The 24,640-nt window shown below is 59.8% G+C and carries 16 protein-coding genes; 7 read left to right on the top strand and 9 right to left on the bottom strand.

Annotation, left to right across the window (positions count from 1 at the left end):
• Positions 1–2 precede the first annotated feature (2 nt).
• The 6 genes from JBE38_RS10725 to JBE38_RS10750 all read left to right on the top strand — a co-directional run bounded on the left by JBE38_RS10725 (position 3) and on the right by JBE38_RS10750 (position 6,488).
• Positions 3–419: a F0F1 ATP synthase subunit epsilon gene (locus JBE38_RS10725; RefSeq protein WP_003177061.1), complete on the top strand. Its 417-nt coding sequence runs from the start codon at positions 3–5 to the stop codon at positions 417–419.
• Positions 420–542: 123 nt separating this feature from the next.
• Positions 543–1,910 carry a bifunctional UDP-N-acetylglucosamine diphosphorylase/glucosamine-1-phosphate N-acetyltransferase GlmU gene (gene glmU / locus JBE38_RS10730; RefSeq protein ID WP_090367815.1) on the top strand — a complete coding sequence of 456 codons (1,368 nt, stop codon included), beginning with the start codon at positions 543–545 and terminating at the stop codon, positions 1,908–1,910.
• A gap of 209 nt (positions 1,911–2,119) precedes the next feature.
• Positions 2,120–2,887: a DeoR/GlpR family DNA-binding transcription regulator gene (locus JBE38_RS10735; RefSeq protein WP_090367817.1), complete on the top strand. Its 768-nt coding sequence runs from the start codon at positions 2,120–2,122 to the stop codon at positions 2,885–2,887.
• 10 nt (positions 2,888–2,897) lie between these two features.
• Positions 2,898–4,730, top strand: a complete 1,833-nt coding sequence (glmS, locus tag JBE38_RS10740) for a glutamine--fructose-6-phosphate transaminase (isomerizing) (protein ID WP_090367819.1) — start codon at positions 2,898–2,900, stop codon at positions 4,728–4,730.
• Between the two features lie 62 nt (positions 4,731–4,792).
• The gene (locus JBE38_RS10745) at positions 4,793–5,155 is read left to right on the top strand and encodes a hypothetical protein (RefSeq protein WP_104995072.1); all 363 of its coding nucleotides are present in this window, start codon (positions 4,793–4,795) and stop codon (positions 5,153–5,155) included.
• Between the two features lie 130 nt (positions 5,156–5,285).
• Positions 5,286–6,488, top strand: a complete 1,203-nt coding sequence (locus JBE38_RS10750; RefSeq protein WP_081087084.1) for a Fic family protein — start codon at positions 5,286–5,288, stop codon at positions 6,486–6,488.
• Positions 6,489–6,510: 22 nt separating this feature from the next.
• Here the strand turns inward: JBE38_RS10750 and pbpC are convergent, their stop codons facing one another.
• The 9 genes from pbpC to JBE38_RS10795 form a co-directional block, all read right to left on the bottom strand.
• Entirely contained in the window at positions 6,511–8,820 is a 2,310-nt protein-coding gene (gene pbpC, locus JBE38_RS10755) for a penicillin-binding protein 1C (RefSeq protein ID WP_205344274.1), read from the bottom strand.
• On the bottom strand, positions 8,801–14,611 hold the full coding sequence (locus JBE38_RS10760) for an alpha-2-macroglobulin (protein ID WP_205344275.1): 5,811 nt from the start codon (positions 14,609–14,611) through the stop codon (positions 8,801–8,803). Before JBE38_RS10760 ends, pbpC begins: the two co-directional genes overlap by 20 nt.
• Positions 14,612–14,755: 144 nt before the next feature.
• Positions 14,756–15,688, bottom strand: a complete 933-nt coding sequence (locus JBE38_RS10765) for a phosphatidate cytidylyltransferase (RefSeq protein WP_060756585.1) — start codon at positions 15,686–15,688, stop codon at positions 14,756–14,758.
• A 1-nt stretch (position 15,689) separates the two neighbouring features.
• The gene (locus JBE38_RS10770) at positions 15,690–16,310 is read right to left on the bottom strand and encodes a lysophospholipid acyltransferase family protein (protein ID WP_060756586.1); all 621 of its coding nucleotides are present in this window, start codon (positions 16,308–16,310) and stop codon (positions 15,690–15,692) included.
• Positions 16,311–16,319: 9 nt separating this feature from the next.
• Complete coding sequence (locus JBE38_RS10775) at positions 16,320–16,763, bottom strand: hypothetical protein (protein WP_090367841.1); 444 nt, start codon at positions 16,761–16,763, stop codon at positions 16,320–16,322.
• The gene (locus JBE38_RS10780; RefSeq protein WP_205344276.1) at positions 16,753–18,051 is read right to left on the bottom strand and encodes a phosphatase PAP2/dual specificity phosphatase family protein; all 1,299 of its coding nucleotides are present in this window, start codon (positions 18,049–18,051) and stop codon (positions 16,753–16,755) included. The genes JBE38_RS10775 and JBE38_RS10780 overlap by 11 nt, the downstream gene beginning before the upstream one ends.
• Positions 18,052–18,053: 2 nt before the next feature.
• Positions 18,054–19,808, bottom strand: coding sequence for a bifunctional alpha/beta hydrolase/class I SAM-dependent methyltransferase (locus JBE38_RS10785; RefSeq protein WP_205344277.1), 1,755 nt, complete (start codon positions 19,806–19,808; stop codon positions 18,054–18,056).
• A gap of 11 nt (positions 19,809–19,819) precedes the next feature.
• Entirely contained in the window at positions 19,820–20,440 is a 621-nt protein-coding gene (locus JBE38_RS10790; RefSeq protein ID WP_205344278.1) for a CDP-alcohol phosphatidyltransferase family protein, read from the bottom strand.
• 237 nt (positions 20,441–20,677) lie between these two features.
• A complete protein-coding gene (locus JBE38_RS10795; RefSeq protein ID WP_205344279.1) occupies positions 20,678–22,471 on the bottom strand; it encodes a hypothetical protein in 1,794 nt (597 codons plus the stop codon).
• A gap of 247 nt (positions 22,472–22,718) precedes the next feature.
• On the opposite strand from JBE38_RS10795, the gene hflK reads away from it, so the two are divergent.
• On the top strand, positions 22,719–24,635 hold the full coding sequence (gene hflK / locus JBE38_RS10800) for a protease modulator HflK (RefSeq protein ID WP_205344280.1): 1,917 nt from the start codon (positions 22,719–22,721) through the stop codon (positions 24,633–24,635).
• Positions 24,636–24,640: the final 5 nt, after the last annotated feature.

Genomic DNA, 24,640 nt, shown 5'->3' on the forward strand with positions numbered 1-24,640 from the left:
AGATGGCTATGACAGTCCATTGCGATATCGTCAGCGCGGAAGGGGAAATCTTCTCCGGTCTGGTAGAGATGGTGATTGCACACGGCGAACTCGGTGACCTTGGTATTGCCATGGGTCACGCGCCGTTGATCACCAGCTTGAAGCCAGGTCCGATCACTCTGACCAAGCAAGGCGGGGAAAAAGAGGTGTTTTACATCTCTGGTGGTTTCCTCGAGGTTCAGCCGAACATGGTCAAGGTACTTGCCGACACTGTGCAACGTGCTGGCGACCTGGATGAAGCCTCCGCTCAGGAAGCCGTCAAGGCTGCCGAGAAGGCCCTGAACGAAAAGGGTGCGGACTTCGACTACAGCGCTGCTGCTGTACGTCTGGCCGAGGCTGCAGCTCAGCTGCGCACGCTCCAGCAGATCCGCAAGAAGTAAACGGCCATGCCGTCATGCTTCATGCGCGATTGATTAAAAAGGGTAGCCTCGGCTACCCTTTTTCTTTTTTTGTAAAACACTTCTTTGGTCTGAACTCGGACCGCCCAGGATTGGTAGCCATTCATGTCTCTTGAAATCGTCATTCTCGCCGCAGGCCAGGGCACTCGCATGCGTTCGGCCCTGCCCAAGGTGCTGCACCCGGTCGCGGGGAACTCCATGCTCGGCCATGTTATCCACAGCGCTCGGCAGTTGGACCCGCAGCGGATTCACGTGGTGATCGGGCACGGTGCCGATGTGGTACGTGAACGTCTCGCCGCGGATGACCTGAATTTCGTATTGCAAGACAAGCAACTGGGTACTGGCCACGCCACGGCACAAGCCGTGCCGTTCATCAGTGCCGACACGGTGCTGATCCTCTATGGCGATGTGCCGCTGATCGAAGTGGAAACCCTGCAACGCCTGCTCAAACACGTAGTACCCGGCCAGATGGGCCTGCTCACCGTGGAGTTGGACGACCCTACCGGCTACGGGCGCATTGTGCGGGACGCCGACGGCAAGGTTGCGGCCATTGTCGAGCACAAAGACGCCACCGAAGCCCAGCGTGCTATCACCGAAGGCAACACCGGCATTCTGGCGGTCCCGGCCAGTAAGCTTGCTGACTGGATGAGCCGTCTGTCCAACAACAATGCTCAGGGCGAGTATTACCTCACCGACGTGATTGAAATGGCCGTCAGCGATGGCTTGCTGGTCGCTACCGAGCAACCTCACGACCCGATGGAAGTGCAGGGCGCCAACGACCGCAAGCAACTGGCCGAACTGGAACGTCACTACCAACTGCGCGAAGGTCGCCGCCTGATGGCCCAAGGCGTGACCTTGCGCGACCCGGCGCGATTCGACGTGCGCGGTGAAGTCACCGTGGGCCGAGACGTCCTCATCGACATCAACGTGATTCTGGAAGGTCGCGTCGTGATCGAGGACGACGTGGTGATTGGCCCGAACTGCGTGATCAAGGACAGTACCCTGCGCAAAGGTGTGGTGGTCAAGGCTAACAGCCACCTCGATGGCGCGGTGATGGGCGAGGGCAGTGATGCAGGCCCGTTTGCGCGGTTGCGTCCGGGTAGCGTGCTTGAAGCCAAAGCCCATGTGGGTAACTTTGTTGAACTGAAGAACGCCCACCTGGGCCAAGGCGCCAAGGCTGGTCACCTGACTTACTTGGGTGATGCGGTTATCGGTGCACGCACCAACATCGGCGCTGGCACCATCACCTGCAATTATGACGGCGCCAACAAGCACCAGACTGTATTGGGTGAAGATGTGTTTATCGGCTCTAACAATTCACTGGTCGCCCCGGTGAAAGTCGGTAATGGCGCGACCACAGCTGCAGGTTCCACCATCAACCAGGATGTGGATAACTTGCAGCTCGGCGTAGCCCGTGCTCGCCAGCGCAATATCGAAGGCTGGAAACGCCCGGTCAAGATCAAAAAGAGCTGAGTTATCCACACTCTCCCCAGCAACAAGACTCCAGTGTGGGAGGGGGCTTGCTCCCGATAGAGATAGATCAGTCAACGCAGGCGTCGACTGAAACACCTCCATCGGAAACAAACTCCCCTCCCACATTTTCAAGAAATGTTGCTTGACGATCTTTCGACAATAGGTTTTGATTGCGTCCGTTATCTTTCGAACCGAAACTTATCATCACCATGTCGAAACGAAATACCCCCCAACGACGCCACAACATCCTGACCTTGCTCAATGAGCAGGGCGAAGTCAGCGTGGACGTATTGGCCAAGCATTTCGAAACGTCGGAAGTGACCATCCGCAAGGATCTGGCTGCCCTTGAGAGCAACGGCCTGCTGCTGCGCCGTTACGGTGGTGCTATCACCATGCCGCAGGAACTGGTCGGCGACGCCGCTCAGCCCATCTCGACCTACAAGCGCGCGATTGCCCGTGCGGCCGTGATGCGTTTGCGTGAACACGCACGCATCATCATCGACAGCGGCAGTACGACCGCCGCGATGATTCCCGAACTGGGTCATCAACCCGGCCTGGTAGTGATGACCAACTCCCTCCACGTGGCCCGTGCGTTGAGTGAGCTGGAACATGAGCCGGTGCTGTTGATGACCGGTGGCACCTGGGATCCGCATTCGGACTCGTTCCAAGGCCAGGTCGCCGAGCAAGTGCTGCGTTCCTACGACTTTGACCAGTTGTTCATCGGTGCCGACGGCATCGATCTGGAACGTGGCACCACCACTTTCAACGAATTGCTCGGCTTGAGCCGCGTAATGGCCGAAGTCGCTCGTGAAGTGGTGGTGATGGTCGAGTCCGACAAGATCGGCCGCAAGATTCCCAACCTGGAACTGCCCTGGAGCAGCGTCCATACCTTAATTACCGATGATCGCCTGCCGCCTGAGGCCCGCGACCAGATCCAAGCCCGCGGCATTACGCTGATATGCGCGGCAGTCATCTAGGAGAAACACCATGTGTGGAATTGTTGGCGCAGTCGCTGAACGTAGTATTACGGCCATCCTGATCGAAGGCCTCAAGCGTCTCGAATATCGCGGCTATGACAGTGCCGGCGTGGCGGTTTTCACCAACGCGGGCAAGCTTGAGCGCATGCGTCGCCCAGGTAAGGTCAGTGAGTTGGACCAGGCATTGGCCGGCGAGCCGCTGGTAGGTCGCCTGGGCATCGCCCACACCCGCTGGGCGACTCATGGCGCGCCGTGTGAGCGCAATGCTCACCCGCATTTCTCCGGTGACCTGGCTGTGGTGCACAACGGCATCATCGAAAACCACGAAGTGCTGCGCGAACAGCTCAAAGGCCTGGGGTATGTGTTCACTTCGGACACCGACACCGAAGTCATCGCGCACTTGCTGAACCACAAACTCAAGGACCACAGCGACCTGACCAATGCCCTCAAGGCCACGGTCAAGGAACTGCACGGTGCCTATGGCTTGGCCGTGATCAGCGCCAGCCAGCCCGACCGTGTGGTTGCCGCCCGTAGTGGCAGCCCGCTGGTGATCGGCCTGGGCCTGGGTGAGAATTTCCTGGCGTCCGATCAACTGGCACTGCGCCAGGTCACCGACCGCTTCATGTACCTGGAAGAAGGCGATATCGCTGACATTCGCCGTGAAAGCGTGCAGATCTGGGATATCAACGGCCAATCTGTCGAGCGCGAGGCCGTGCAATACCGTGATGGCGCCGAGGCAGCTGACAAGGGTGAATTCCGCCACTTCATGCTCAAGGAAATCCACGAGCAACCGTCCGTGGTGCAACGTACCCTGGAAGGTCGCCTGAGCCAGAACCAAGTGCTGGTCAATGCATTCGGCCCGCAGGCTGCCGAACTGTTCGCCAAAGTACGCAATGTTCAGATCGTCGCCTGCGGCACCAGCTACCACGCCGGTATGGTCGCCCGTTACTGGCTGGAAGAACTGGCCGGCATCCCGTGCCAGGTCGAAGTGGCCAGTGAGTTCCGCTACCGCAAGGTGGTGGTGCAGCCTGACACCCTGTTCGTGACCATCTCCCAGTCCGGCGAAACCGCCGACACGCTGGCTGCACTGCGTAACGCCAAGGAGCTGGGTTTCCTCGGTAGCCTGGCGATCTGCAACGTCAGCATCAGCTCCCTGGTACGTGAATCCGACCTGACCCTGTTGACCCAGGCGGGTCGTGAAATCGGCGTGGCCTCCACCAAAGCCTTCACCACCCAGTTGGTTTCCCTGCTGTTGCTGACCCTGTCCTTGGGTCAAGTACGCGGCACTCTCGCTGAAGGCCTTGAAGCGACCCTGGTTGAAGAACTGCGCCGCCTGCCAACCCGTCTGGGTGAAGCCCTGGCGATGGATGCCACCGTGGAAAAGGTCGCCGAACTGTTCGCCGACAAGAACCACACCCTGTTCCTCGGCCGTGGCGCGCAGTACCCGGTAGCGATGGAAGGTTCGCTGAAACTCAAGGAAATCTCCTATATTCACGCTGAAGCCTACCCGGCCGGTGAGTTGAAACACGGCCCGCTGGCCCTGGTCGATGACGACATGCCAGTCGTCACCGTGGCGCCGAACAACGAACTGCTGGAGAAGCTCAAATCCAACCTGCAGGAAGTACGCGCTCGCGGTGGCCAGCTGATCGTGTTCGCCGATGAGAAGGCCGGCATGGCCAACGGTGAAGGCACCCACGTCATCAATATGCCGCACATCCACGACACCCTGTCGCCGATCCTCTACACCATCCCGCTGCAGTTGCTGTCGTACTACGTGGCCGTGCTCAAAGGCACCGACGTGGACCAGCCGCGTAACCTGGCGAAGTCGGTGACTGTGGAGTAACCCGCTGCACCTTGGAGACCCGCCCTGGGTCTCCAGGCTTCCCGCGCAAGGATGCCACTTCGATGCAAACCCCTTCCCAGATTCACCAGCGCTTGAACAACCGCCGATTCACCGTCGCCAATAATGCCCACGGGCTATCCGGCGCGGATACGGTGTTTCATTACCAGGTCGAGGGCGAGGCCATTTCCGGCACCTACCAGGGCGGTCGGATTCGGCTGGGCACGCAAGTCGGGCGAGTGACCGGCCCGGACACTATCGAGTTGCTGTATCAGTGCCTGACTGTGGAAGGTGAGCTGCTGTGCGGTTGGTCGCGTGGCACCCTCGGTGTCGACGCCGCCGGATATACCACGCTGCATTTCAAATGGGGCTGGTTATCGGGGGCGACGGGGGGAGGGGAGTCGAGCTATGTGGAGCTTGTTGCATAGGTTTAAATAATCAGAAAATAAATCGGAAAACTCTCTACTAAATAGTTGTATAAAAATGTCGATTCATCCCGTTATTATTGGAGATTAGGGGAAAATAGATCCGAAAAAAAATCGGAATAAGGTGAGAAAAATGGCGCAGCAATTCATATCCGGAAATCACTGGTTGGAGCCTATCTGGCCATCTCCTGGTTTCCCAGCGTCGATTTTACGTACGGCGGAGACGCTGTCGTTCCGTGCAGGAAAACTCACTGGCTTACTCCCCGAAAACACCGCCACGCGTATCGGCGGGCTGATGCGAATCACCAATAGCTATTACAGCAACCTGATCGAAGGCCAGTATACGGAGCCTGTAACCTTGTCTGCGCGAGTGCCGAGGCGTGACTCAAAAGAGTTGCGCGAATTGGCGGAAAGTCATATCGGCGTTCAGGAGTTGCTAGAGCGGGTGGTGCGACGACCAAAAGCAGTTGACGCGCCTTGGAGCGTTTTCTTTGCCCCTGAATTTATGTCTGTGATACATCGCCGGCTTTTTGTAGGTGCCGGCGATAAGGACTTGCGACTCAGTGACGGTCGATTACTCGCGCCCGGCCAATTGCGGGATACAGCAAAACGTAATGTTCTGGTAGGGGACCATGCTGCGCCTGCGTGGGAGTCAGTCACTCCAATGCTCAAGCGCCTACAGCATGTATACGGCGGGCAACCTGACCTGACTTCACGCATTCTCAGCTCTCTTTCTTATCACCATCGTCTCGCGTTTGTTCACCCATTTGAAGATGGGAATGGCCGAGTGGTGCGCATGATTACGCACTTGCAACTGATGCGTCTGGGGCTCGCATCACCCCTTTGGTCGCTTTCCCGAGGATTGGCGAGAAAACAGGAAGAATATTATGGGCGCTTGCGCGCTGCTGATCAGCCTCGTCGAGGGGACCTCGACGGTCGTGGTCAGTTGACTCAAGGAGGGTTGTTCGAGTTTGTAGAGTTCATGTTGCAAGTCTGTATTGATCAGATGGAGTACGTAGAGAAAGCGATGGACCTTGTAACATTACGCCAGAGACTTGAGAGGGTGATCGGGCTTGAAGGGGTATTCGTAGAGTCCGGGGTGAAACAAGAAATGGCCAAGGCCATCCATATCTTGCTGACTCAGGGCGAAATTGCTCGGGCGGACTTTAAGATTTTCTCTGGTTTGCATGACCGTGTAGCGAGTGATCAGCTTAAGAAGTTGATTGATATGGGGGTGGTTGAAGCGCCTTCGGCAAAGTCGCGTTCGATCTATCCTGGGCTTCCCGTCTGGTTTGCACAGATGATATTTCCGGATCTTCACCGGCGGTTTTACTGAGTCAGGTAACAGAGGTGCCGGTTCACGGCACAAACTCCACCCTCAACCCCCGGCTCGCACTGCGTCCCTGATCATCACTGACCCGCAACCGATACTCTCCCGACTTGCCCGGCCGCCAGTTCAGTGTGGTCTGCGGTGAGCCCTGGCCAATCAACGTCTGGTCGGCAAACCAATACAGCGTCATCGCATCGCTGGCTGCGTTGGCGTTCAGTGGGATGCTTTCCTGTGGTTGGGACAGGCGCAGTTGATAACTGACCTGCGTCAGCGGCGAGCGGATCTGCGGCGCTTCGCTTGAATCACTGATGCGGTTGGGTTGGCAGTTTTTCATCACATTGGGCGGTGTGCGTCGGGGCAGGCCGGCGGCGCGGTACAGGCGCTGTACGTCGCTGGGCCAGAACTCGAAGACTTCTTCACGCGTGTATTGCGGATCGAACGGCGGGCACGCCGCCTTGCCGGTGCGGGTGTCGATCAGCACCGGACGGTGCAGGTTGGAGACGCGAATCGGTGACACGCCAGGGATGTACCAGGTCTTGCGGGTTTGCGGGCACCAGCGGTTGGGCAGTTCGCCGGAGGCTGCGCACACATCGATGCGCACCAGCCCGGCGGGCGGTTTGTCGGCTTTGATCACCACGTTGGGCAAAGCCAGTGGCAGGGCGTCGGCAATGCGGAAGAACAGCGGCGCAGCGGTCTTGGCACCAATAAACGCCGGGTTCGGCCGACCGTCGAAGTTACCGACCCACACCACCAGCACATAGGGGCCGACCAGGCCGGCACTCCAGGCATCGTGAAAACCCCAGGACGTGCCGGTTTTCCACGCGGTGCGCCAATGGCGGCCCGGCAAGCCGTCCGGTCGCGGGTTATGGCGCAGCATGTCGCGCACCATGAAGGCGGCCTGAGGCGTCAGCAGTTGTGCGCCGGTGGTTTGCGGTTGTTCCTGCAGATAGCGCAACGGCCGCAGGTGCCCGTCACCCGCGAGCATCACATACAGGCGTGCCAGCTCTTCGGGCGTCATTTCGCCGCCGCCGAGGGCCAAGGCCAAGCCGTAGTGGCTCTCGTTGCGCAGGCCCTTGATCCCGGCTCGTTGCAGCAAACCGTACAGCGAAGGCGATTTGAGCTGGCTGGCCAGCCAAACAGCGGGAATATTACGACTACGGATCAACGCATCGCGTGCCGTCAGTGGGCCGACAAAACTGCCGTCGAAATTTTCTGGCTGGAAGTAACCGAAGTTACTTGGCAGGTCCTTGACGATGCTCATGGGATGAATCACCCCTTGATCCAGTGCCAGCCCATACAAAAACGGCTTGAGCGTCGACCCTGGCGAACGTCGTGACAACACGCCGTTGACCTGACCATGAATGCCTGTGGATAAGTAATCGGCCGAGCCCACCAGCGCCTTGACACTCTGGTCGCGGCTGTCGATCAGGATCGCCGTGGCATTTTCCACACCGGTGCTGCGCCGCTCGGCGATAAAGCCGCTGATCAGGCGTTCCAGAAGTTGCTGCAAGGGCAGGCTGAGGGTGGTGTTCAACTCATTGCCGTTTTGGGACGCCAGCAATTGTTCACTCAGGTGTGGCGCCAGAAACGGGATCTGCTGGCGGTTGCGCGCTTCCAGGGGCAACTCCAGCAGACTGTCGTTGCGCGGGTCTTGTGGATAAGTCTCGCGCCAGTCGGCCATCAACCGCAGCCGCGCATTTTGCAATGACGGCCCAAAGCGCGCGCGCCGCCCCGGCTGCTGTGGAATCACCGCCAGCGCCAAGGCCTCGGACAAGGACAACTGGGTCGCCGACTTGCCGAAGTAGATACGGCTGGCCGCCTCGGCGCCCTCGATATTGCCACCCATAGGGGCCAGGTTCAGGTAGGCCTCAAGAATGTCGTGCTTGCTGTAACGTGCTTCCAGCCAAACGGCCAGGGCCATCTGCTGCAATTTGCCGGGCACTTGGCGGGTGTTCAAATCCCACAGGCGTCGCGCCAGTTGCATGCTCAAGGTCGAACCGCCCTGGCGCTGTCCGCCGCTGTAGGTGGCCATGGCCGCGCGCAGCAACGCCGGGGGATTGATCCCCGGGTGCCAATAGAAATTGCGGTCCTCCTTGAGCAACAAGGCTTCGACCAGTGACGGTGACATGCGCTCCAGTGGGAGCCACAGGCGATACTGCCCGTCATCCGCGAGGGTCATGCGCAGCAGCGAACCGTCGTCAGCCAATACCACCCGTGACGACGTAACCGCTTGCTCCAACGAGGCGTGGGGCCACAACCGCAGCCCCGCCAGCCCTCCCACCAATAACGCCGCCGTTGCCAGCAGCGGCGTCAGGCGTTTAAGGCTTGGTAATTTCAAGCTGGCCTACTTTGCCGCGCCCTTGCAGGGTGGTTTCGTACATGCCCTCGGCGTAAGCCGGTGGCGTATTGAAGGTACCCGCGTTGGTGGCGCGTACACGGTAGACGAAGGTCCCTGCGTCGCGCAGCGCGGTGCCGTACAACACCACTCGATCATCGCGCACGTCCACGTAGTCGGGCTGCCAGTTGCTCAGCTCGGTTTCGCCGATCGGCGCTTGCCAGGTATCCGCCGCTTCGTCGCCGTCTGCAGTTTCCACGTACTCGGCGTCGTCGCCTTCACTTTCCTCGGTGCTGGCGGGCTCCGGCTCCGGCGGCAGGTTATACACAGGCTCGACGCCACCTGGCAGCAGGTCGACCACGGCCACTTGTTGCACCTGATCACGGTCGGTGGCGCGCAGACGCAGGCGCACCAGGAACTCATCACCCACGGCGACCTTGCTCACCGGCTCACCTTTGAGGTCGAGGTATTCGTGGATGATTTCCAGGCCATTGTTGATCGGCTTGAGCTTGGCGCCCTTGTCGAAACCGGCCTCGCTGAGCATGTAGAACGCGGCCGGGCCGTCGGTTTTCTCCATCACCAGCTTTTGCGTGGTGCGCGGCACGGCAGCGCGGGGCGGCTGGCCGGCCATCTCCAGCAATTGCTGCTGCTTGTCACTCAGCCAGGCGGTGGCCTTGAGGGTCATGTCGCTCTGCGCACGTTGGCCATAGTTATCCAGCGCACGCAACAGCAGTGCCGCCGACAGCGAGTTGTAGCGCTGCTCGTTGAGGCGTTTGCCGAGCTTATCCAGCAAGGCTGTCGGCACCTCGTCCAGCAACTCGGGGAAATGCCGCGCCAGCAGGTGCAGGTGTTCGGCATCGTGTACCAGCGGGTCGTAATACAGGCCGTCGCTGTCCCACTTATCCACAAGCGAGCGCCATGGGATTTTACGGAACAGCGTATCGGCCTGGCGATCCTGCTTGAGCAACTTGTAGCTGGCGGCCAGGTAGGCTGCGCCCAGGTCGTTCTGCCAGCTGTCCTTGAAGTAGCTCTCGTAGCGCTCGCGGATATCGCTCAGGGCGCCGCTTACCAGGATCCCCTGCCGACTGAGCAGGTAGCTGGCGTAGGCCCGGTTGCGCAATTCCGACAGACCTTCGCTTGGACCATTGGCCAGGTCGGTCAGGTAAGCGTTGGAACGCACCAACAGATCTTCCGGTACGGGCAGCCCGCGCTCCCTGGCTTCGATCAGGAAATCGGTGGCGTACAGGCTGGCGTACGGCGCCACGTCCGGGTTGGCAGCCCACAGACCGAAGCCGCCGGCCGAGTTCTGGCGCTGGCGCAGCATACGCACCGCGCCGCTGAATGCCTGCTCGGCTTCGGGGGCGGTGCCACCCCAGATCAACGCCGGCATGGCCTTGGACACCAGTTGCTCGGTGCAGGCATAACCGTAGTCATCCAGGTAATGCTTGAGCCCGTTGGCCCACACCAGCGGCGATGCCGCTACGCCCAGTTGCACGTCGCGCAACTGGCTGAACAGCTCGCGGGTCGGCTTGAGCTCTTTGCTGGCGCTGTCGAAACGGCCGAGGCTCAGGGCGACGCGGTGTTCACTCAGTGGGCGGATCGACGTGGTTTCGGCGACCTGGATACGCTTGCCATTGGGCAACACTGCGACAAAACGCAGGTCCGCAGAGCCGAGGGTTTCGCCGACCTTGATCTTGAACTCGGCGGTGCCTTCCTTGCGTGGTTGCAGCGACAAGGTGCTGCCTTTACCGCCCTGCACCGCCAGGCCGTCGCTGGTCTGCACTTCAAACTTCACATCCGCCGCTGCGTCGAGGTTGCTGAACACCCCGGCGCTGACGTTGAACACATCCCCCGGCGCCACGAAGGCGGGCACGTTCGGCGTGATCACAATCGGGCCACGCACTTCGGTATTGGCCTCGCTGACACCGACACTGTCGCTGTCCACCGCCACTGCGAACAGGTGCAGTTTACCGTTGAAGCTGTCCGGCACCTGGTAATGCAGCACGGTTTCACCGGCCGGCAAGTCCACCAGGCCGGACCACCATGCCACGGGCGGTTGATGTTTGCGCTTGAACGGGTTCAGGTGGTTGGCCAGCGCGCCTTCGGTATCACCGCCGGGCGCCGCCCCACTGAGCAGGCGGCTGAATTCAGGCAGGATCAGGTCAAGAATCTGGCTCGTACCGACCTCCAGCGCACGCTTCTGGAAGAAGAAGCCCAGCGGGTCCGGCGCCTGATAACGCGCTACTTGCAGGATGCCTTCGTCCACCGCGTACACCACCGCACGGCCTGGTCGGTCGGCGGTGACCTTGATGTCCAGGGTCTGCCCCGGCTCGATCTTCTCCTGGCCTTCTACCTTCAGCGCCATGCGTCGCGCATCCAGGTTGATGCTGAACGGCACCACGCCGTAGGACAGCGGGCTCATGTACACCTCAGCCGAACCCATATCGCGCACAAACTGCACGTTGACGTAGGCATTGCCCTCAAGCCCGGCCGGCACGCGGATATGTTGCACGCTGTTGGTGCTATCGGCCTTGAACCACAGCTGGGTGTAGACCTTGTCACGCTCGATGGTAATCAAACCGGCACCGGTATACGGCGCACGCAGGCTGATGGCGATTTCATCGCCCGTGGCATAGCTGCGCTTGTCCAGGCGCAGTTGCAGTTCGGCGTTGCGCTCCAGGGAACGCGAAGTGTTGCCACGCCCGGCCACGCTGTAGTCGATCTGGTTGAGCAGGTTGCCATTGGCGTCTTTCAACTGCAGGGTGAAATCCCCCGGCGTGCCGGTGTTCAGGGCCTGCTTGGCGCCTTCCTTGGTCATCGTCAGCGGGGAGGCCGGCTGGCTGATGTTCTTGATTCGCGACTCGTACTTGTAGGTGCCATTGGACTGTTTCACCAATACCGACACATAGCGATGTTCGACCACTTCAGTGGTCAGGCCGTCCACCGCCATCGGCGTCAGGTCTGGCGCCACGGCCAGCCAACGCACTTCACGCGGGGTGTCCTTGGCGACATATGACAGTGAGTCCTGACTTTTCACACCGACCAGGTAAGGCGCGGGCGACACCAGCAACGCGCTTTGCGCCGCGACGTTACGGCCTCCTTCGGCTTCGAATACCTGGGCCATCACTTGCAAGCGATAGGTGCTGTTGGCAAAACGCTGTAGGTTGAGGTCGAGCACGGCCTGGCCGTTGTCGTCGACGGTGGTTTCCGCCAGGTCTTCGGTGTTGGTTTCTTCCAGGCCGTTATTGAGGCGGAAACGGTAGTCGGGGTAACGGTCAAATGCCGCGAGCGTCGGGCTCAGGGACATTTTTGCGGTGACCCGCCGGCCGGCTGCCGGGGCGCCGAACAGGTGCATGGCGGTGACCTTGGCCACCACCTGGTCCGGTGGGATCCAGCCCTGTACCGGGGTGTCGTGCAAACTCAGGTTGACCTTCATGCGGTCGGGCTCGAAATCGCGGACCTTGAAGCTCACGCTGCCCAAATCGGTGCGTGTCTGCTTCTGGCCAATCAACTGCAAGGTCGCGGTGTATTCCCCGGCGGGGGCGACTTCACTGCTGGGGAAATCGAAACTTTCAAAACCGCTGGCGGACAGCTTCAACGGCTGGCGAATCACTTCCAGGCCACGGGGATCGGTGATTTGCAGCTCCACCGGCAGCCCCAGCAGAGCGCCTTTCCAATTGCCGCTGCGCACGATCATGCCCAGATGCGCGGTTTCGCCTGGGCGATAGAGGCCGCGATCAGTGAACAGGTAGGCGCTGAGACGATCAATCGCGCCGTCTTCTTCCAGGCCGCCGACATCGAAGCGCGACAAATCCAACTGCTGGGACTGACGGGCAATCGGCAGGAACGACTGATCGTTGCCGCGAGTGACCACATACATCAGCGGCGTTTTCTCACGACGCAATTCATCCAGCTTGGCGAAATGCGCATGGCCTTCACTGTCGGTATGACCGCTGGCGACCGGCAGGCCGTTGCGACCCATGATGTCGACTTGCACATCGGCCACCGGCGAACCATTGCTGATGGACTGCACATACACATCGTGGCTGCCGTCGCTGGAGCGTTTGGCGATGATGCCCAGATCCGTCACCACGATGAAACGCAGGTCGCTGGTACTGCTGCGGTCGTATTCGAACGTGCGCGTGGCCGGGTCATCCTGCGGGCTGAGCTTGAGCACGAAAATGCCGCGCCGGCCGCCATTGGCGGTGAGGTAGGGGCTGAGGTCGACATTGTCGTAGACGGTTTTCGCCGGGTCATTGGATGACAGGGGAATCTCCAATGCCTGGCGCTCGACCATGCGATCAAAATACTCGTTGCTGAAATTCGGCCGGGCGAAGCTGCCACTGCTCTGGTCCACCAGGTGTTGCAACTGGTTGGGCAGCAGGCGGGCGATTTCCACATGGGCGCCGGGTACGCCACGGGCCATGAACCCCAGGCGTTTTTCACCGTTGAGACTGAGCAGCGCGCCGTCAGACAGGAACTGCAACGTGCGAGGGTACGCCGGCATGCTGATCAGCGATGCCGTAGGGTTTTTCGCCAGATAGCCGCCGATGGCCTCCAGGTTGGCGGGAACGCGCACATACAGTGCGCGACCGGCCGGAGCCTTGAATTTGAACGCGTGCAGCGTGTTCAGGGGTTCGACGCTGGGCACGTGGGTCAGGTTGACCTTGGTGCTGCGGGCGAGCAGGGCGTCGTCGATGTCGTTGGCGGAATAGGGGCGCGTATCGTCCTGGGCTTTTTCCGGCAACAGCCAAGCCTGGACCTTACCGGCGATGGTCTCGTCGGCCACGGCGCTGGAGCTGCTGAACATCAATACCGGTTCGGGTTCGCCGCGTTGGTTGTCGACAAAACTCACTTCGGCGCCGGTGAAGGTCAGGCGGTAGCGACCGGGTACGGTGACTTCCGACACCAGCGGCGCCGTGCTGGCGTTGCCGCCGTCGCGGGCCTTGATGCCCTCGTCGAGCTTGGCGCTGACCGGTGTACTTTCCAGTGGGGTGGCCAAGGCCGCGGAGCGCACGTAAGCGTTGAGTTTCTTCTCGTCGAAGGTGATTTCCGGTCGGTTGGGCAACTGCGCGTCGCGGTAGGCCAAACCTTTGCCGAGGGTGATCGACACGCGTTTGCGCAGGTTTTCTTCATCTACCGGGTGGGAAAAATGGAAAGTCGCCACCAGCTGTTTCAGTGTCGGGTTGGACGGGTCCTGATACAGCTCGTTTTGCGCCAGGGTGGCGCGGAACGGTTGGGTGGAGAACTGAGTGCTGTATTGGTCCAGCAGCACGCCGTCGGCCAGCAGGTTTTTCTTGCCCATATCGAGGGTGTAGTGAGCATCGATGGGCCAGTCTTTTTCCGGCACGAACAGCAACGTACGGTCATCGGACCAGCGCCAGGTACCCGCTACGTTTGGTTTCAGGGTGATGCCATGGGTCACCGGCTTGCCAATCGCTGCCAGTGGGGCGACGGACTCGGTGAAGCGCACCTGCAAGTTATCCACAACCGGTTGTGGTTGGGTGTAATCGGTCAGGTTCGGTTTGTGCAGCGAGTAACCCACGGTATGGGGTTTGGGCAGATGTGAATACCACTGCCAGCCATAGAAACCGGCACCCGCCAACAACGCCAGACCCACAACTGCTGCACCGGCTTGGCGTGGATAAGCGCGAGCCTTGCCGCCCAGGTTGGCCAGGCCTTGACCAATGGCGCGTAGCCAGCGCGGCGGATGCCATTGGCCGAAAACGGCCCCCACCACGGTCAATAAGGCACCGGCAATACGGCGGCTGATCGCTTTCAACGAATCGAACATGGTGAGCATCCCTGGCAAAGTGCGGCTATCTTACACGCGTCTTTGAGATAAAAGATGACGTGAATACATCACAAAATTCTACTGTGGGAGCGGGCTTGCTCCCACATGCTTGATCTTCATTTTTGGGCTTCTGGAGCCTGGGGATCAGGTCCACCAATAGCGCACCAGATGAAAGAAAATCGGCGCTGCGAAGCACACTGAATCGAGTCGATCCAGCATCCCACCGTGCCCTTCGATCATATGGCCCCAATCCTTTACCCCTCGATCACGCTTGATCGCCGACATCACGATGCCGCCGGCAAATCCGAGCAAATTGATCAGCAGCGCAATCAAGAACGACTGCCAGGGGCTGAACGGGGTGGTCCACCACAATGCCGCGCCGATCAGGGAGGAGAGCAGGATCCCGCCGACAAACCCCTCCACCGTTTTCGAGGGTGACAGGTTAGGCGCGATCTTGTGTTTGCCGAACAGCTTGCCGCACACGTACTGCAGCACATCCGACAACTGCACTACGATCACAAGATAGGCGATCAGCAACAGGTTGCGACCTTCGTAACCGGGGATGTCGAGGGTCAGCAGTGCCGGTACGAAGGACACGCAAAACACGGCGATCATCAAACCCCATTGCACCTTGGAGGCGCGCTCCAGGAAGTGTGTGCTGTCGCCCCCCAGTGAAGCGAGGATCGGCAGGAGCAAGAACACGTACACCGGAATGAAGATCGAGAAGAGCCCGTACCAATCCGAATAGATGAGCAGGTATTGCAGCGGCAACGCCAGGTAGAACGCGGCCACCAAGGCCGGGTAGTCGCTGCGGCGAGTCGGCGTGAGGGTCAGGAATTCGCGCAGGGCGTAGAACGACACGGCATAGAACAGCAGGATCACCGCGCCGGTGCCGAGCCAGAAGGCGATGCCGATCACGACCACCATCACCCACCACGCATTGATGCGCGCGTTGAGATTGTCGATCACCGCGTTTGGCGTGCCGCGCGTGCGCAGCTTGAGGATCAGGCCGATCAGGGAGGCGAGCACCAGGATCGCGCCGATGCCGCCGAATAACATCAGGGTTTGGCTATCCATGTCAGACGTGCTCCGGAGCAAGGGCGAGCAGGGCGTCGCGGCTGCGGGCGAGGAAGGCGGCCTTGTCTTCGCCGTCCTCCAGTTGCAGCGGCGCGCCGAAGCTGGTGGTGCACAGCAATGGCAGCGGCAGTACGCGGCCTTTGGGCATGACCCGGTTGAGGTTGGCAATCCACACCGGGATCAGTTCGGCCTGTGGGTAACTTTTTGCCAAGTGATACAGACCGCTCTTGAACGGCAGGAGGCCGTCTTCCAGATTACGCGTGCCTTCCGGGAATATGATCAATGAGTCGCCGCCTTCCAGGGCCGTGAGCATGGGTTGCAGTGGGTTATCCACAGGGTCTTTACGCTCGCGGTCGATCAGCACGCCGTTGAACACGCGGTTGATAATGTAGCGGCGCAAGGCACTGGCGTTCCAGTAATCACTGCCGGCCACCGGGCGCGTGAATTTGCGCAGGTTCTGCGGCAACGAGGCCCATAGCAATACGAAATCGCCGTGGCTGCTGTGGTTGGCGAAGTAGATGCGCTGCACCGGCACCGGGGCGCAGCCGAGCCACAGGCTGCGGGCACCGGTGACGGTGCGGGCCATCGAAGTAATCAGCGTGGCGACTACGGGTTCGAACATGGGCGTTCCTTATCCGGCGAAAGGCAGCCAAGGGCTGGCGAGAATCACGGCCAGGGTCAGCAGCGCTTGTGCGCCGAGCAACCAGGCTTGTTTGCGCAGCAATTTCAGCGCGCCACGTCGGCGTTCGGTCCAGGGCCGGCCGACGCGCTTGGCCGATTGCAGGCCCAGGGTCAACAGGGCCTGATCGAGGTCCGGGGTGCGTGCGGTATCGCGGGCGAGCAGGGCGAACAGGTCGGCGTCAAACGCCACACGCAGTGCCCAGTACTTTTGCAGCAGCCCCAGGATAATCATCCACAAGGCCAGCAATAGGCAGACGGTCGAGATACTGGCCATCAGCAGCTGCGCCAGGCCGAACAAAAAACCGAGCACCGTCAGGCCTGTGGATAACTGATCCAGCGAACGCCCACGACGCAGCAGGCTGGCGGTAACCTGGAGTTCCATATCAGCGGGCATCGGGTAGACCCTCCAAAGCTTCACGGTGAGCGGGATGCAGGACCACTTCGGCCCGCGCTGTACGAATGATAGCCAGCGCTTCATCTACCGTAGTGGCACGCCGGCTATGTAGCAGCCAGGCGGCAACGGCGGTGGCGCTGCGCGAGTAACCGAGGGCACAACACACCAGTAATGGGCCGTTCAAGCGCAATTGCTCGATGGCTTGGGCGGCTTGTCGGCACTCGGCCGGAGTGGGGGCGATCAGGTCCAGCACAGGGATGGATTGATAGGCGCGGCCCTGTGGATTAATCGGCAATTCGGCGCAGAGATCGACGATGGCCGTGAATGAATCTTGCTCCTGGATTGTGGGAATTCGCCCTAGCCAAACGTTATCCACAATCAGGTCAGGTTGTGGATGCTTGCGTGTCCACAGGCGTGAGTTTATCCATGCGCCAGCCAGGTAGGGCGCATAGAGCCAGCGTGCCGCCGGGGTCAGCCGACCATCGGCGCGTTTCTGAAAGCCCGGCGCGCCGAGGACGAAGTAATTCGCCTTCACCAGACCCAGGGCTATCGCAGGCCACAGCAGCCACAACCACGCCCCGCCCAATACAAACGCCAGGATCACCAGCACCACAGCGCCCAGGCCATACCGCACGCCCAGGCGCCAGCGCCGAGGGTCGTGGGTCAGTCGTGCATTCAGCAGCGGGCTGGGATGCTCTACCGGCCATAACCACACACATATCCACCCCGCCAGAGCGCCTGTGGGTAAGTCGATAAAGTGATGTTGATAAGTGGTCAGCACCGAAATGCCGATCAAGGCGAACCAGCCGTGCACCAGCCACCGCCATAGGCCGCGGGTATGGCGCTGGTACATGACCCACAGGATCACCAGCAATGCGATATGCAGCGATGGTGCCTGGTTGAACGGCTTGTCGAAGCCGGCGAGTACGGCGAACAGCCAGCCGAATATGCCGTGCAGTTCCGGCCGCTCGAAGGTGAAGCGCAGCGGCCAGATGAGGAAGCAACTGACCGCAATAACCTGGGCGGACAGCAGCCGCAGCGCGTGCTGTTTCAACTCATGCCGACTGTTGGGAAGCAACAGGGAAAAGCCGTAAAGCAGGTCGATCGACCAATACGGCACGATGGTCCAGGCCCAGAATGGCATATGGGTTTCCCAGCCGAACACCAGCGTGCCGACGTCGCTGCGTTGGCTGGTCACCCAAGTGGCGAAGCCATAGGTGCTGAAAAACAGCGGTGCCAACAGCAGCAGCCACAGGACGGCAGGTTTCAGTAAACCGGGCTCGCGCATGTTCAGATCTTCTGTGCCAGGGACACGCTGAAAATGCCCCATTCATCCACGCGTTGGGTGATCTTGCGAAAGCCCGCGGCCTCGACCAGCTGATCCATTTCCGCCTGGCTGCGACGGCGCATCACCCAGGCTTGGCCCTGGCGGTGGCTGGTCAGTGCACGTGCGATCAATTCCAGTTGCGGGTGCCACGGTTGGCCGGTGTAGACCAGGTAACCGCCGGGTTCCACCGCTTCGGCAAGGCCGGCCAACGAACCGCCGACCATGGCGTTATCGGCGAACAACTCATACAGCCCCGACACCACCGCCAGGGTTGGCTTGGGGTCCAACGTCGCCAGATCCGCCCGGTCAAAGGCATCGCCTTTGACGAACTGCGCGATATCCCCCAGGCCTTTCTCGCGAATCAGTGCGCCACCATCGCGCACGTTGATGTCGCTGTAGTCACGTAGCAGGATCGATTCCGGCAGCGGCGACACGCCCTGCAAGGCTTCCAGAATGTAGCGACCGTGGCCGGCGGCGATGTCCACAATGCGTACTTGGCGATCATCGGCACGCAACTTGGCCATGGCCAAACGCAGCAGTTCCTCGACGTTGAGCTTGCGTTGACGAATGCCGCGCCAGCCGATGGAGTTGAGGTAGTTGCTGTCGATCATCCGGCCCAGCCCGCCCTTGCCGCTGGGCTTGTTGCGGTACACATAGTCCAGGGTGCTGCCTGAGTCGAAACCGGTGTCGAAGCCCAGTTTCACCCCGTCCGACAGGGTTTTGCCCAGGCCCATGCTGGCGCGGGTCATGCGCCAATACAGGTCGCGCAGGGAATTACGCGGCAGTGGCGCTGCGAGAGCTTCGGACTCGGCGCAGGTGGCGCCCAGCTTATCGGCATCCAGCAACGAGGCGCGGTCCAGCGGCTGGGTGAAGTTTTGCAGGATAAAGCGCTTGGCACTGCTCACGGCCGGGGCGCGGTCGCGTTCGCCAAGGGTGTCGTGGAAGAAGCCTGGGAGGATGTGCAGCTCTTTTTTCAGGCTGCCCAGGCGGTCGAAAAATTGCTGCTGGGGTTTGCGGTGCACCACAAAGTCGGAGCCGGAGATCAGTAACTGCGTCGGCACCTGGATCGCCTGGGCATCGGCGACCACCCGATCAGCCGCTTCGTACAGGCCCAGCAGTACATTCACCGAGATGGCCTTGGTGATCAGCGGGTCGCTGTCGTAGGACGCCACGCGCTGTGGGTCGTGGCTGAGGAACTTGGCCTTGACGTAACTGTTGACGAAAAAATTGCCGCGAAACCTGCGCATCAGCGCCAGGCCCGTGCGTGCGAAGGGCACGTAGAGCTTGACCTTGAAGGCCGGGGAGGCGAGCACCAAGGCACGGATTTTCGGCGCGTAATCATGGACCCAGGTCGCCGCGATCACCGCGCCGACGCTTTGCGCGATAACGGCGAAATTTTCTTCTGCAATGCCGTAGGTGGCGCCAATGTGGTCACAAAAGGTTTGCACGTCGCGGGCGCTGGTGGCGAAGCTGGGGCTGTCGCCACGCTCGCCGGGGGACTGGCCATGGCCACGGGCGTCCCAGGCGAAGAAGTCGAATTGCGGCAGGTCGAGTTCGTCAACCAGATGGGCAATGCGTCCCGAGTGCTCGTGCCCGCGATGGAACAACAGGATTGCCTTGCGCGGCTCATCGCTAGAAGGTGCGCTGGCCGGCCAGTGGCGGTAGAAAAGCTCGACGCCATCATGGGTCGTGAAGGTGTGCTCTTGCTGTTCGCGCATCGCAAAAATCCTTATGCAATCGGGGAGGTTTGTTCTTCTTTGAGGCCCTGGCGCACACGGTTGACCAGGGTGTAGGCGAGCAGGGCGGCGACCAGCCACATCAGCGTGTCGACCCAACCGGCGCCGAGCCAGCCGAGCGCCACACCGGTGGCCAGCACGCCCAATACAAAGGCACGGTCGCTCTTGCCCATCGGCCCGTCATAGCGGCGTGACGCACCGACCATCGGCCCCAGGACCCCGGCGTACTCGCTGAATACCGCCAACAGCGCTACCAGCACCACCGGTACCAGGCTGACGCCGGGAATCAGCGCGAACGGCAGGATCAGTGCGCTGTCGGCGATCACATCACACAGTTCGTTGAGGTAGGCACCCAGGCGCGATTGCTGGCCGAACTCGCGGGCGAGCATGCCGTCGATGGCATTGAGGGCCATGCGCTGGATCATCCACACAGGGATCAGCGCAAACAGCCACAGATGTTGGGCAAAGCCTGCGACCAGCAGGCCGACGAGCAAGGAAACGACCCCGGCCAGTACGGTGATCTGGTTGGCGGTGGTGCCATTGTCGTAGAGACGCTGCACGAGGGGGCGCAGCAGGTTTTGAAAGCGTGGCTTGAGTTGGTAGATGGAAATCATGGGGGGTGACGCTTCCTTGTCCGTTAACCCGTGAAAAACTGTGCTGAAGTGTGCCGATTTCTTGCCGCGGACTCTAGTGATGGCTCACCTTGGCCACGTGTTTCTTGAGTTTTTGCGAAGTAGGACAAATCCTTTCGGACCCGTTGTCCCAAAAGTCGGGCCAGCAAAAAAACAGTGCCCGAGCGTTCCAAACGAGCGGGCACCGTTGAGAGGGCGGAACCTCAGGTTCGGAGCCCTTTATGCATAAATAATTTCGGAGTCGCGCCCGCTATATTCAATGACCATTCGTTTATTGGGCTTTCCGTATTCCGAATTGGTGATTTCTATGACCCGCAGCGAGTGCTCGTAGGTCTCATCTTCGCGTCGCCATGAAGGTTCCTGGCTGAAGACGCTATCGTTGTTTTTTAATTGGGTTCCCATCCTGTTTATTTTTGCAACAGCTTCTTTTTGGGCGGTACTGTCGATGTTGGAAATGGCTGTGTTCCGATGGTTTTCATCAATGATCGAGTTTGCTTTTGCCTTAGCATCTTCATGTGTTTCAACCAGGATCTCGCGCATGGACTTCAGCCCGTAAAAGCTAAGGAGCATGTCAACCGGAACCTTGTCATCTTTGATCGGCCGAAGTTTAATTCCGGTCTGGAAAGGTGCAACCACGTTGGCTACATCATTCAGCGGGTCAAGAGCTCCGGAATAGGCCGGGAATTGTTTGTCGAACTCATCGGCCGTATAACTTTTTGATTCGTTGCCCACCGTGGCATGGAATGTTCTAGTCTCAGGGTCAAAACTGAAATCACGGGCATTATTTTTTTTAGCCCACTCCGTAAGCGCTTTGTTTTCAAAGGCCTGATTGATCACACCGATCCAACGGTAAAACGAGGTGCCTTTTTCAACTGTTATCTCTGGAAGCGGTTTCGTAAATGCGTCTTCTGTCATCGTGGACATTATGTCGCCGATGGATTGGGAGAGCTTATAGTCGGCAGGATTTTTGTGTTTAAGGGGCCATGCATTTAGATCCCGGTGGAGTTGGTCGGCAGACGATTCATATTCCACGACATATTTGGGCTGTGTCACAAAGCCTTCGTTGATATTTTGCAACCTGCGTTGCTGGCGTGAGAGTGCCCAGTCATTCTCCGGAAGGTTCAAGGTGTGTTCCGGGAATGCCTTGATTTTCTGCAGTTCTTTGCCCCATGCCGTGGAGGCCTCCTTGGTTTCTGGCGGCTTGATCCCATAGAAGTTCTGAATCACATCAAGCGGTGCCTTGCCCTGTGGCCAAGCCGTGAATGTCACATCACTTCCCTCTGGCGCCAGCTTCTTGCAGGCATCGATCACTGGCTCAAGCCCCTGGCGAGCAGTCGGGTATCGCTCATAAAATTGCTCAAGCGACATGCTCAAGGTCCTTCCATCATTTCTGACAAATTGAACCTTTTGGTATTTTGAGTCGTAGCTCAAACTGCCGGGAGTAATTTCATTGGTCTCGTACCACTTTTTCAGGATATTACTGGAGAATGCATTTCTTAATTGCTCAAGCCAACCATGAATTGTCGTGTCTTGATTGACGTCAATCATGGGCTGACTGTCAGTGGCCGGGTCGTGCTTTAGCATATGCTTGGATACGGTCTGGCTCAGCTTGTAATCGCCCTCTTCATATTTATGTTCTTGTTCATATTCATCCAAGGTCAACGTAAGGCCGTCGGCGGAGTCGTCTTGATCCGCGACTTTTTGACGAACGGGTGGATTCTCCGGAGGAAGATATCCCCAGAGATTTCCGTAGGTCTGATAGTACTGATCCCATGTACCTCCTCCATGAAAATGAATGACCGGTTGAGAATTCTCCGGAGGGGTGTTGACGGAGCGTGTCTTGCGTTGGGAAATTTGGTTGAAGTTGTCTTGGGCGTTTCTTGCGTCTATTGCCGATTTATCGTTTGAGCGGACTTCAGTCTCATGCTGTGGCACTTCTTGCTTAGAAGGTGTAACTGGATTTGTTGGATAGGAAAAATTTACGCTATGAGATGGATTGAAACTGATGGCCAATTCTCTGCTTCCTGAAGGACTGATAGTTGCGCCTATGTAATAAAATAGACGTGTCTTTGTGTGAAGCAAAGCAAGTGAAGCGTTCCAGCCAACTATTTATCTAAGTGTTTCTTTTACTTGTTTATGCAGTGATCCTGGATTCACAGGGCGGGCTGTGTTGAGAGCCCGTGTTCGATGCCTCATGGCCAAACAGAAATTTCACGTTTTTTGTTATAGGATAACGATCGGTTTTAGGTGGGTGTTATGGATGCAAGTGGATCTAGAAGCTGACGGCGCTTCGGTTGAGGGCCTGCCGCGTTTTCAACAAGGGCTGTTCCATGCCCGTCGGTTGCGCCAGGCCGGTATCAGCCTGACGACCCTGGCGGTCGCGGGTTGGGTGCTCGCCCTGTTCGTCGCATTGTTCGCCCCGCTATCGATCTGGCCCGTGGTGCTGATCAACTGCTCCTCGGCGTTGCTGGTGCTGGTGGCCGGGTTGCAATCGGCGTGGTGGGTGTCCGATTGGCGCGCCCAGTCGCTGGAAGAGCCGAGCGCCGATGTGCCCGTGGCGGACACGCAAGGTTACACGCGGCTGATCGGGCGTCTGGGTAGTGGCCTGTTGGCGCAGATCGGCACCCCGGTATTGTGGTTATGCGGTTGGTCTCTACTGGTGCTGGTCAGCATCTTCGAGTTCTGGAACCTGGCGTTGCCCGCCGCCGCCGTAGGCCAGTCCGCCAGCATCGGCGCTGCCTTGGCGTTGGCGCTGGCCTTCGGTTTGCTGGTGTTCGAGCGCCGCCTGGCCCAGGAAACGCTGACGCAATGGCCGGAAGCCGCGCAATTGGCGCAATTGAGCCGCGTGGCAATCATCTGCCTGGTGATCAGTGCAATTTGCCTGTTGTTTGCCGGTGCCGAATCGGTCTGGCCGTTGCGCCTGGCGACACTGATGGGGCTCTTGCCGGCGTTGGTGGCTTTGGAGTTCCTGCTCAGGGGCGTGCTGTCGTTGTTCAGCCCGCGCCAACCGCGCCTCGAACCGCGCTTGATGGCCCAGAGTTTTATTGCCGGGCTGCTGCGCTGGCCGCCGCAACCCCTGCTTGCCTTGCAGCACGAATTGCACAACCGCTTCGGCATCGACCTGCGCCAGATCTGGGCGTTTACCTACATGCGCCGGGCGTTTCTACCAGTGTTGCTGGTGGTTCTCGCCGTGGGCTGGTCGCTGACCGGCGTGCATGAAGTGCCCCTGCAAGGCCGCGGGATTTATGAACGCTTCGGTAAACCTGTTGAAGTCTTCGGCCCTGGCCTGCATGCCGGTTTGCCGTGGCCGCTGGGGCGCGTATTGAATGTGGAGAACGGCGTGGTGCATGAGCTGGCAACCAGCGTCAGCGAAGCCGCCACGCCCGAACTGGCTTCTGCCGAAGGCCCGCCGCCGACGATTGCCAACCGGTTGTGGGACGCCAGCCATGTGAATGACAAGTCCCAGGTGATCGCCAGCAGCAGCGGCGACAAGCAGAGCTTTCAAATCGTCAATATGGACGTGCGTTTTGTCTACCGTATCGGCCTGACCGATCAGGCTGCGCTCGCCGCCACTTACAACAGCGCGGATGTGCCGACGCTGATCCGCAGCACCGCCAGCCGTATTCTCGTGCACGACTTTGCTTCACGCACCCTCGACGAACTGCTGGGTGAGCAACGTACCAGCCTCGCCGATGAAGTGGGCCGGGCGGTGCAGGCAGACCTGAACAAGCTCGACAGCGGTGTGGAAATCCTCGCTACGGTGGTGGAGGCCATTCACCCACCGGCCGGTGCGGCCAACGCCTATCACGGCGTGCAGGCGGCGCAGATCGGCGCCCAGGCACTGATCTCCCGTGAGCGCGGAGCCGCCAGCGAGCAAACCAATCAGGCGCTGCTGCAAGCCAGCACGGTACGCGACCAGGCCCAGGCCAGCGCCCGCGAAGTGAACGCCGGCGCCCAGGCCGCCGACCTGCGTTTTGCCGCTGAACAGAAGGCTTACGCCACCGCAGGCAAAGCGTTCGTGCTGGAACAGTACCTCGGCCAACTCAGCCAGGGCCTGGCCAATGCCAAGCTGCTTATTCTGGATCATCGCCTGGGCGCCGATGGCGCGCCGACGATCGATCTGCGTTCTTTTACGTTGCCGGCCGACCCAATGGCGCCGCGCAAAGCCGTTCAATAAGGAGT

This window comes from Pseudomonas sp. ICBG1301 (genome assembly GCF_016918385.1).
Classification (GTDB): domain Bacteria; phylum Pseudomonadota; class Gammaproteobacteria; order Pseudomonadales; family Pseudomonadaceae; genus Aquipseudomonas; species Aquipseudomonas palleroniana.